Annotated in this window: 6 protein-coding genes; 5 read left to right on the forward strand and 1 reads right to left on the reverse strand. The window is 39.6% G+C overall.

Annotated elements, in window-relative coordinates; all coding sequences use genetic code 11:
- Positions 1-34: 34 nt before the first annotated feature.
- Both HP548_RS23140 and HP548_RS23145 read left to right on the forward strand, forming a co-directional pair.
- Positions 35-1,279, forward strand: a complete 1,245-nt coding sequence (locus HP548_RS23140; RefSeq protein ID WP_175383008.1) for a multidrug effflux MFS transporter — start codon at positions 35-37, stop codon at positions 1,277-1,279.
- Between the two features lie 795 nt (positions 1,280-2,074).
- Positions 2,075-2,929, forward strand: coding sequence for an arylamine N-acetyltransferase (locus HP548_RS23145; RefSeq protein WP_175383009.1), 855 nt, complete (start codon positions 2,075-2,077; stop codon positions 2,927-2,929).
- Positions 2,930-3,157: 228 nt separating this feature from the next.
- Here HP548_RS23145 and HP548_RS23150 read toward each other — a convergent pair whose 3' ends face one another.
- Positions 3,158-3,976, reverse strand: a complete 819-nt coding sequence (locus HP548_RS23150; RefSeq protein WP_175383010.1) for a MerR family transcriptional regulator — start codon at positions 3,974-3,976, stop codon at positions 3,158-3,160.
- Positions 3,977-4,121: 145 nt separating this feature from the next.
- Here HP548_RS23150 and HP548_RS23155 point away from each other — a divergent pair, with 145 nt between their 5' ends.
- The 3 genes from HP548_RS23155 to HP548_RS23165 all read left to right on the forward strand — a co-directional run.
- Complete coding sequence (locus HP548_RS23155) at positions 4,122-5,630, forward strand: MFS transporter (protein WP_175383011.1); 1,509 nt, start codon at positions 4,122-4,124, stop codon at positions 5,628-5,630.
- Positions 5,631-7,287: 1,657 nt separating this feature from the next.
- A complete protein-coding gene (locus HP548_RS23160; RefSeq protein ID WP_175383012.1) occupies positions 7,288-7,749 on the forward strand; it encodes a MarR family winged helix-turn-helix transcriptional regulator in 462 nt (153 codons plus the stop codon).
- Between the two features lies 1 nt (position 7,750).
- The coding region (locus HP548_RS23165; RefSeq protein WP_175383013.1) for an IMP dehydrogenase at positions 7,751-8,836 on the forward strand (1,086 nt) is incomplete at its 3' end.

The raw sequence follows: 8,836 nt of genomic DNA on the forward strand, positions 1-8,836 counted from the left end.
ATAGGGGAGAGATAAGAAAAGGGGTTTGAAACACATGTTAACAACAAGCACATCTTTACAACCTAAATCAAAGTCAAAGCGACTCCTTATTGCCATTATTTTAGGTCTACTTGCCGGGATCGGACCTTTGAGTATTGATATGTATTTGCCAGCACTACCGACAATCTCTATGAATTTAGAGGCTTCTGCTTCAATAGCACAACTCAGTCTAACTGCAACACTTATCGGTATTGCACTTGGACAATTAATCCTGGGACCAATCAGCGATTGGAAAGGACGTCGTGCTCCGCTGTTAATCGGAATCAGCATATATGCGGTCATTTCTTTTTTATGTGTAATTGCTCCTAATATTTCATTATTTATTGTGCTGCGGTTTATCCAAGGTGTTGCTGGTTCTGCAGGTATCGTTATTGCTTTCGCGAGTGTCCGAGACCTTTACTCTGGAACGGAATTAACTAAGTTTTTAGCACTGTTGATGCTTATAAATGGGACAGCTCCAATTATTGCACCTATAGCCGGTGCGGAAATTGTAACACTCACCTCATGGCGAGGTATATTTGTCTTATTAGGTATCTTAGGAGTGATACTGTTTACCGCCGTTTTTTTTGGTCTTAAAGAAACGCTTCCATTCGAGCGACGTTCAGAAGGGGGACTCCGTCATACGCTTATTACATACCGAGGGTTGTTTGGTAATCCCAATTTTATGGGTTATGCCTTGACGCAAGGTTTCATTATGGCAGCCATGTTTGCATATATTTCAGGGTCGTCTTTTGTATTACAGGAACTGTATGGTATGACTCCACGTGGGTTTAGTCTTGTGTTCGCTTTGAACGGAATTGGTATCATCGTGACTACGCAAGTTGCAGGCAGACTTGCTGGGAAAATTGCTCCACGCAAGTTGTTGATCGTTGGGCTAATGATCGCAATGATAGGAGCGCTCCTGTTAATTGCTTCCGTAACCTTTTTAGCCTCTTTACCAGTCGTTCTTGCCGGTTTCTTTTTAATTGTTTCCAATGTAGGACTAGTGATGAGCACATCAACATCGCTCGCTCTTCAGGATCAGGGACGTGCTGCAGGAAGCGCATCTGCTTTGCTGCTTAGTTTGTCATTCGTACTTGGAGGAATCGCTGCCCCCTTAACAGGCTTAGGTGGTAAAGAGACAGCAGCCCCTATTTCAATCGTCATCACGGGATTGGTTGTTGCGGCAATTACAAGCTATATGCTGCTTATTCGAAAAACGTCTACAGCAATGCAAACAAAGTCATTTGAGAATGAGTAATGTAGGTATTTTCATCTGTATGCTCTGTAAGTCTTGGGTCTTGTAGCAAGTCCTTATTCTCATTAACAATTTAATTAAGTTTATTACTTCTCGAATACATTATGCAGGTACTTCACAGGCGTATGTCTATACTATCTGGGGTACCGTTGCCTCTGGGGGAGCAGGCCTTGGACCTATTAGGCAGCACTTGTCTATGCCATCAAAGAATTTGAACGCGAAGGGTCACCAATTCTTTCAACTATTAGCGCTGTTATCAGAATAGTGGTGATCATCTTTATTCGTGTTCAATTGAGAAGTTTCAAGCCACTTCTAAAACTATCACTTTTTAGAATATCTCCGTTCACCACTTGATTTATTACAGCGTTGTTGGGTCTATTCGGACAGTGGGGTATACAGTTTATAATGTCTCAGGAAGTGGCCTATGAAATTTGGTGGAGCAAGCGGAATCGCAATCATCGGAAGTCTGGCAGGTTTTGTTTACTCTTTGGCAATGAAAAATCCTTCGGGACTTCAAGTTACGAAGATGTGAAATACTGTCTGGATAAAGCGCTGTTGGTCACGGAAAGATTACCTAGGCAAGCTCCCGAAGCATTGATGGAGAACGGTTGATCAGCGTTTGATGAGTCCTTTATCGCTATTTTTGTGGGAGTTGTGGTATTTTCATCATTGCTTCACTTGTTATTGATTTGGTAGAAGGTCGTGGGTAAGATCTTAACATGCCCGAATTTGTACCTAACACCCCTTGGAGTGAATCGCTCTTATATTTAATTGAAGAAATGGAAGGAAGAGAATATCTTGATTCAAAAATCATTACCGTCATGGGCTATTCAATATTTGAAATACATTCAAGTTCCCGTTCAAGAACCTTCTTATGACTATTTAAAAATGATTTGCACTGCCCATCTAAATCGAATTCCTTTCGAAAACGTGAGTACATTAATAAATTTCAAAGCGTACCACAAGCAAAAAAGGCTTAAGCAGGATGAACAGAAGTTTGTGGAGCACCTCTTTCAGCATCATACGGGAGGAACGTGCTATGTCATAAACAGCAGTCTCAACAAATTATTGAACAGTCTTGGATTTCACAGCCGCTACGCTTTATTAGGCGGCGGGCACGTTGCACTTCTCGTTCTACTCCCGGATGAACAAGAAGAATTATATGTGGATTGCGGGAACGGCTCCCCGTTCTTTGAGCCCGTTCGACTGGAGACCGATCCCAACCAGGTGTCTCGTTTTGGTGGAATAGAGATAAGGTTGCGCCCTGGAGATGAACCAGGAATATACACGTACAACAGAGAGGTCGACGGAAAGTTAATTACTGAAATGAACTGGACGTTCGATACCCGCAAAACATATCGCTTTGAGGATTTTCAAAAACCGATTGAAAATTATTATCAGCCAAATGGTACTTTCACCTCCTTCTTACGATGTCAAATTTGGAAATTAGATCGACAGCAATCGCTTTCATTAGTCAACAATGTCTTGAGTATCCGAAACAACTTCGGGCAGGTTGAAAAACGTACATTAGCTAACCGCAATGAGGTTCGGGAAGTGATCGATCGTGAGTTTAATTTACCGAGACTACCTGTTGAAAAAGCAATCGATGTTCTTGAGGAACTGGGTGTCAATCTGTTCCAAAACCATAGCTAAGAATGCTTAAGGAAACTTAAAAGTCTATATTGATGAAAATGGATTGACAATATTATGTATGGAAAACGCCATCGAATAACGATGGCGTTTTTCCTTTTTTTCGTTCTAATCGGGAATGGGATAGAATTCATTACGACATCAAGTTTTGTCAACGAATCATACAAGGAAAATAGTGTGTGGGGCTTTCTACTCACGGGGTTTTGACCAGAACGAGAAGGCTGTTGTGTATTAAATCAAAACTTCGACTGAGATTCGTACGGCATAGCTATCGAAATCAATCTCAGAGAAATAATTCAACAGATCCGTAGTGTACACATCTCCACATACCTTCATTCCGTTGCCTTCTATGTACGTTTTTATCATTACGCAGGCATCCGGCAAAGACTCGTAAGAGCCTACATAATCCATAACCACATACAAACCTTTCGGTTTGATAATCATTCTATTTCCAGAAATAGGCGCTTTAAGTTTATTTGCAACATAACTCCAAGAGAAGTGGTCTGATTCAAAAGTTTCTTTACTAATAATTGCCCATGTTGAAAATTCATGATTAATCAAATGCTTCTCACAATATTTTCGATGCTCACTTAACTTAGAATTAATTTCTATTTTATCGCCTTGTTTAAGGGGGGTAGCAATCAAATACTCCTCCTGACATTCTTCTATTAATGGATCAGTCCGCAGTTCCTTCATTGATGTTCTCGTCATTTGAATGGCGTTTTGCATAATAACCTGCATTCGTTTAATTCTTTGTATCTCCATCTCCAGCTCAAGTTGCTTTTGTTGGAATAGCTTCTCTAGCTCCAGGCTGTTCCGGTCCTGAAGATACCCTTTAATCTCCTTTAGTGAGCTGCCCGCCTTTTTGAGTACACTAATAATATCCAAAATATAGGATTGCCTAATAGAATAATAGCGGTAACCGTTTGTGTTTATGAACTCAGGCTTTAAAAGTCCGATCTCGTCATAATGAAAAAGAGTATGCTTTTTCACACCGCTTATGGCCGCCATTTCGCTAGTTGTGAAGTAACGATTGTCAATATTCGACACGGGTTGTTCCTCCTCACTCATTGTATCAAAAAAACTTTGTACTTGTATCTTACTACCGAGAATTAGCTTTGACTATAGGGCAACCCGATAGTTTACAATAAGTTTATAAGATTTCTATATTAGAAGAACATGGAGGGAAACACAGATGTTTAATTTCAAACAGTGGCTAATTTTGGGCGTCGTATCGAGTGCACTTTTGCTCATTGTTATGGATTCGACGATTCTTTATACAGCTTTGCCAAGCTTAACCCATGATCTTGGCGCGTCGGCATCAGAAAAATTATGGATTCTGAACGGTTATTCACTCATTATGGCAGGCCTACTTCCAGCGATGGGGACATTGGGAGATCGCTACGGTCACAAAAAAATATTTGCTCTCGGATTGCTTGCTTTTACTGCAACATCTCTTTTAGCAGCTTTTGCTCCAAACCCGACTGTACTTATAGTGGCGCGGGTGCTTCTTGCAATTGGAGCTTCAATGATGATGCCTGCTACATTGTCCATCATTAGAGTGACCTTTACAGATTCGCGTGAGCTTGGATTCGCAATAGGGATTTGGGCGGCCATTGCCTCAGGAGGGGCGGGGGTCGGCCCAATCGTAGGTGGATTTCTTGTGCAGCACTACTGGTGGGGCGCCGCCTTTTTAATCAATATACCAATCGCAATATTGGCGTTTATTTTGACCTTGCTGTATGTCCCCAGTCATGAGGGCAACAAGGATAGAAAATGGGATATTACCGGCTCCATTCAGATTATGATTTCTATGGTAGCAATTGTTTTTGCCATCAAAGAATTTGCAAAACGCGATGGTTCTTCGGCGATTGCCTCAGTTAGTGCCATAATTGGAATTGTCGTATTACTGATTTTTATTTGCCGCATGTTGAGAAGCTCCAAACCATTGCTTGACTTGTCGCTCTTTAAAATATCCCCATTTACTGTAGGATGTATTACAGCTGCAGTTGGCTTCTTTGGACAACTTGGTATTCAGTATATCGTAACTCAGCGGCTTCAGCTGGTGGAACAATTAACTCCGCTGCAAGCGGGACTTATTACATTTAGTATACCGGCTGCGGCCTTTGTAGCGGGGCCGCTAGTCGGAAAGATGATGCATCGTTACAATGTGATACGCATCAAGAGTGTATCCCTTCTTATTGGTGCCGCAGGAACGATCATTTATCTCTTGCAATTTGATGCCGGAATTTTGGGTCAAATTATTGGATTGGCGCTACTAGGGGGAGGATTAGGAGCAGGCATGACAGCTGCTTCACATTCCATCATGAGCTCTGCACCTCCTGAAAAAGCGGGAATGGCTGCATCAATTGAAAATGTAGCTTATGAAGTAGGGGGGGCAACTGGAATTGCCATAGTAGGAAGTTTGTCCGGTCTTATGTACACGCTGCGTATGAGTATTCCTAAGGGAATTCAAGTACCAGCTAACGTAAAAGACAGCTTAGATGAAACACTGTTATTTGCGGAAAATTTGCCGACCGATGCGTCAGAGCTCTTGAGGGCGGCGGGACGCGCTGCCTTTGACGAATCCTTATCTTTTGTATTGATTGGACTTATAGCATTATTAATCCTGACCGCACTTGCCATGGAATGGATAGGAGTCCGATCCAGGAATTCAATGCTGGAAAGGCGTTATCGAGACTAACTATGAAAAAGGTTTCACCCAAAAGGGTAACTTTTTCACCTACGTCGAAGCGAACAACAGGAAGAGTTGCATCTGCGTCTAGATGAATCCTGGGGTTATACCAAATTTAAGACAAATGGGGCTTCAAAAGCTACGGACAAAATTTATCGACTGGGTAACTAAGTTAAAAAAAAGTGTAATCTTCGAAACTACCGGAGATGCACCGATCTTATATTTGGCGAAGCCAGAAACTACCAGGGATACTTTCCCGTGTGGCAATTGCTTTGACAACGAGGAAAGGTTCCAGAAAAAACATAAATGAACATAAAAGTTAAAAAAATACTTCAATTGTCGAGGGACAAGAACATATTCCCATTAAAGTCGCTATCTTAGCGGCTTTTTTATTTTATCGGTACAAGTTTGTGTCCCGAGCCAAGGACATGAACTTGTACCGATTACCGGAATGGACAAGAACATCGTCCGAATTCCGATTAGATGAATATCTAATGTCGAGAGACAAGAACATGTTCCCATTGAAGTCGCTATTTTAGCCGCTTTTTTATGTTATCGGTACAAGTTCTTGTCCCGAGCAAAAGACAAGAACTTGTACCGATTCCCGAAATGGACAAGAACATAGTCCGATTAACGATTAGATGTACATCTAAACATTAATTTCATTATTGAAACTAAGTTTGCACTGGAGGTAGATCAACTAATGATCTATATTTTGTTTGCAGTAGTCATAGTAGTGCTTATTATATTTTCTTCATTGATTCTGATAATAAGGCGTAACGTTCATTACTGTTCGTTAAGGATGACTACAATTTAAGAGATAACTATGTCTGACATAGATAGGATTGGGGTGGCTCTGAGATGTACTTGTACAGGTTAATAATAGAATTGGGTTATTCAGGGTTCTAACAGTCCCCATACATATTATCTGCCCACAAGGTCAATGCGGTTGCTAATTTAATTGTTAACAAATTAGTTCCCCATGGCAATGGAGTTGATCTCGCTGCGATCTAAACACTGTAATAACTCCATTGGTAAGACAAAAATCTCGCTTTAGAGGGATAACGCGTGCAAGTTGCTCTTGCATAGTTGTTGCAAAAGGAAGAGGTCACAGCAACAATTATCGGTTTGACCAAGACCAGCCATCTAGAGGATGCAAATTTCGGCGTTATCAGTTATAACGCATAAAAAAATACCAGGTTAGAAAAACTTTATATTTCACATGCAAAATATAATTGACATTAGAAATCTATAAAAGTAAAACAGTCAATTTAAAGGGGGTTATACAACTGAGATCATTTATTTGAAATGGATACCACCTAAGATTTCTTGATTCCAGATAACTGGAGCTACGCAATAAGATAGATATTTAACAGATAAAGAAAATTTGATCTCTCAAAGGGAATACTTTTCAGCCATATTTTACATACATATATATGTATGTAAAATTTAGTCTAGGGTTAGGAGAAACATTAACTCAAACAGTAAGGAGTAGTTCCCTGTTGGCAACACACTTGCTATCATTACAAGTTCATGAATAGGCGCATGCCCCGCAAAAATCACTTTCCTTATTCATTTTTCGTTTGTATCCATTCAGTTACTTGACAAAAGGTAACTGGTTAGGTATTTTAATAGATAACCGGTTACCTATTTTGGAGGTGGAAAAATGGATTTTCCAAACGAAAAAAAAATTACACCTAAAGCATATGTTTATGGATCAATTTTCACATTGTCTAACCGTTTGCAACTTTTAGGCGATAGAAGATATAAGGATCTTTCATTAAAACAAGCATTTGTGTTGTGGAATATTTCTCTTTATGATGATTACTTTCTAAACTTACATGATATTGCTCAAATTGTCGGTACTTCGAGTCAGAATGTGAAAAAAATCATAAATATTCTTGAGAAAAAAGGTTTTGCAAAAGTAGGAAGAGATGAAATTGACAGAAGGAGTTTGCGTGTTGCTTTAACATCTGAGGGTAAAGAGTATTACTTGGTAAGAGGTAAGGAGGAAGAACAGTATATGGAAGAGTTATTTACTGACTTCGATGATAAGATGCTTATGGGATTGTATCAGGGTCTATATAAACTTATGGAAAAAACAGATCAAGAACTAGGGGGGAAATAATATGGCAGTTTATCTGAATGAAGTATCGCGCACCTTTGGTGAGTATTTACTAATACCAGGTTACTCATCTGTGGAGTGTATACCGGCAAATGTTAGCTTACAAACACCCTTAGTCAAATTTATAAAGGGAAATAAACCTCCTATTTCTTTGAAAATTCCTATGACATCAGCAATTATGCAGTCTGTTTCTGATGATACAATGGCAATATCTTTAGCAAAAGAAGGTGGACTTTCTTTTATTTACGGATCACAATCTATTGAAAGTCAGGCACAAATGGTTGCTCGTGTTAAAAGTTATAGAGCTGGATTTGTTGTTAGTGATTCAAATATATCTCCTGAAGCTACTTTAGACGAACTGTTAATGTTAAAGAAGAAAACAAATCATTCGACTGTAGCAGTAACGATTGATGGAAGTTCTAGAGGTGAATTAGTAGGCATTGTAACTAGCAGAGATTATCGAGTTAGTCGGATGACTTTAGACACTAAAGTTAAAGATTTTATGACACCGTTCGAAGAAATAATCTGTGGTAATAAAGATACCACATTAAAAGAAGCGAATAATATTATATGGGAACACAAATTAAATTGTCTTCCAATCATTGATGGTGAACAAAGATTGATTTCGATGGTGTTTCGAAAAGATTACAATACTAATAAGAATAATGAGAATGAGTTGATTGATGAATCAAAAAGATATATGGTTGGTGCAGGTATTAATACTAGAGATTATGCTGAACGAATTCCAGCATTACTTCAAGCTGGAGTAGACGTTCTTTGTATTGACAGTTCCGAAGGATTCACAGAATGGCAAAAGATTGTTCTTGAATACGTCCGGAAGAATTATGGGGATACCGTAAAAATAGGGGCAGGAAATATAGTTGATAAAGAAGGTTTCCGTTTCCTAGCCGAAGCGGGTGCTGATTTTGTAAAAGTAGGAATTGGCGGCGGTGCAATTTGTATTACACGAGAACAAAAAGGCATAGGGAGAGGTCAAGCTACCGCATTAATTGAGGTAGCGAAGGCTCGTGATGAATATTTTAATGAGACAGGAATCTATGTACCAATTTGTTCTGATGGAGGTACTGTA

Source organism: Paenibacillus taichungensis, assembly GCF_013359905.1.
Classification (GTDB): Bacteria; Bacillota; Bacilli; order Paenibacillales; family Paenibacillaceae; genus Paenibacillus; species Paenibacillus taichungensis.

Coding starts and splice junctions, on each gene's coding strand:
- HP548_RS23155 (WP_175383011.1), top strand. CDS start 4,122: ATGTTTAATTTCAAACAGTGGCTAATTTTGGGCGTCGTATCGAGTGCA.
- HP548_RS23140 (WP_175383008.1), top strand. CDS start 35: ATGTTAACAACAAGCACATCTTTACAACCTAAATCAAAGTCAAAGCGA.
- HP548_RS23160 (WP_175383012.1), top strand. CDS start 7,288: ATGGATTTTCCAAACGAAAAAAAAATTACACCTAAAGCATATGTTTAT.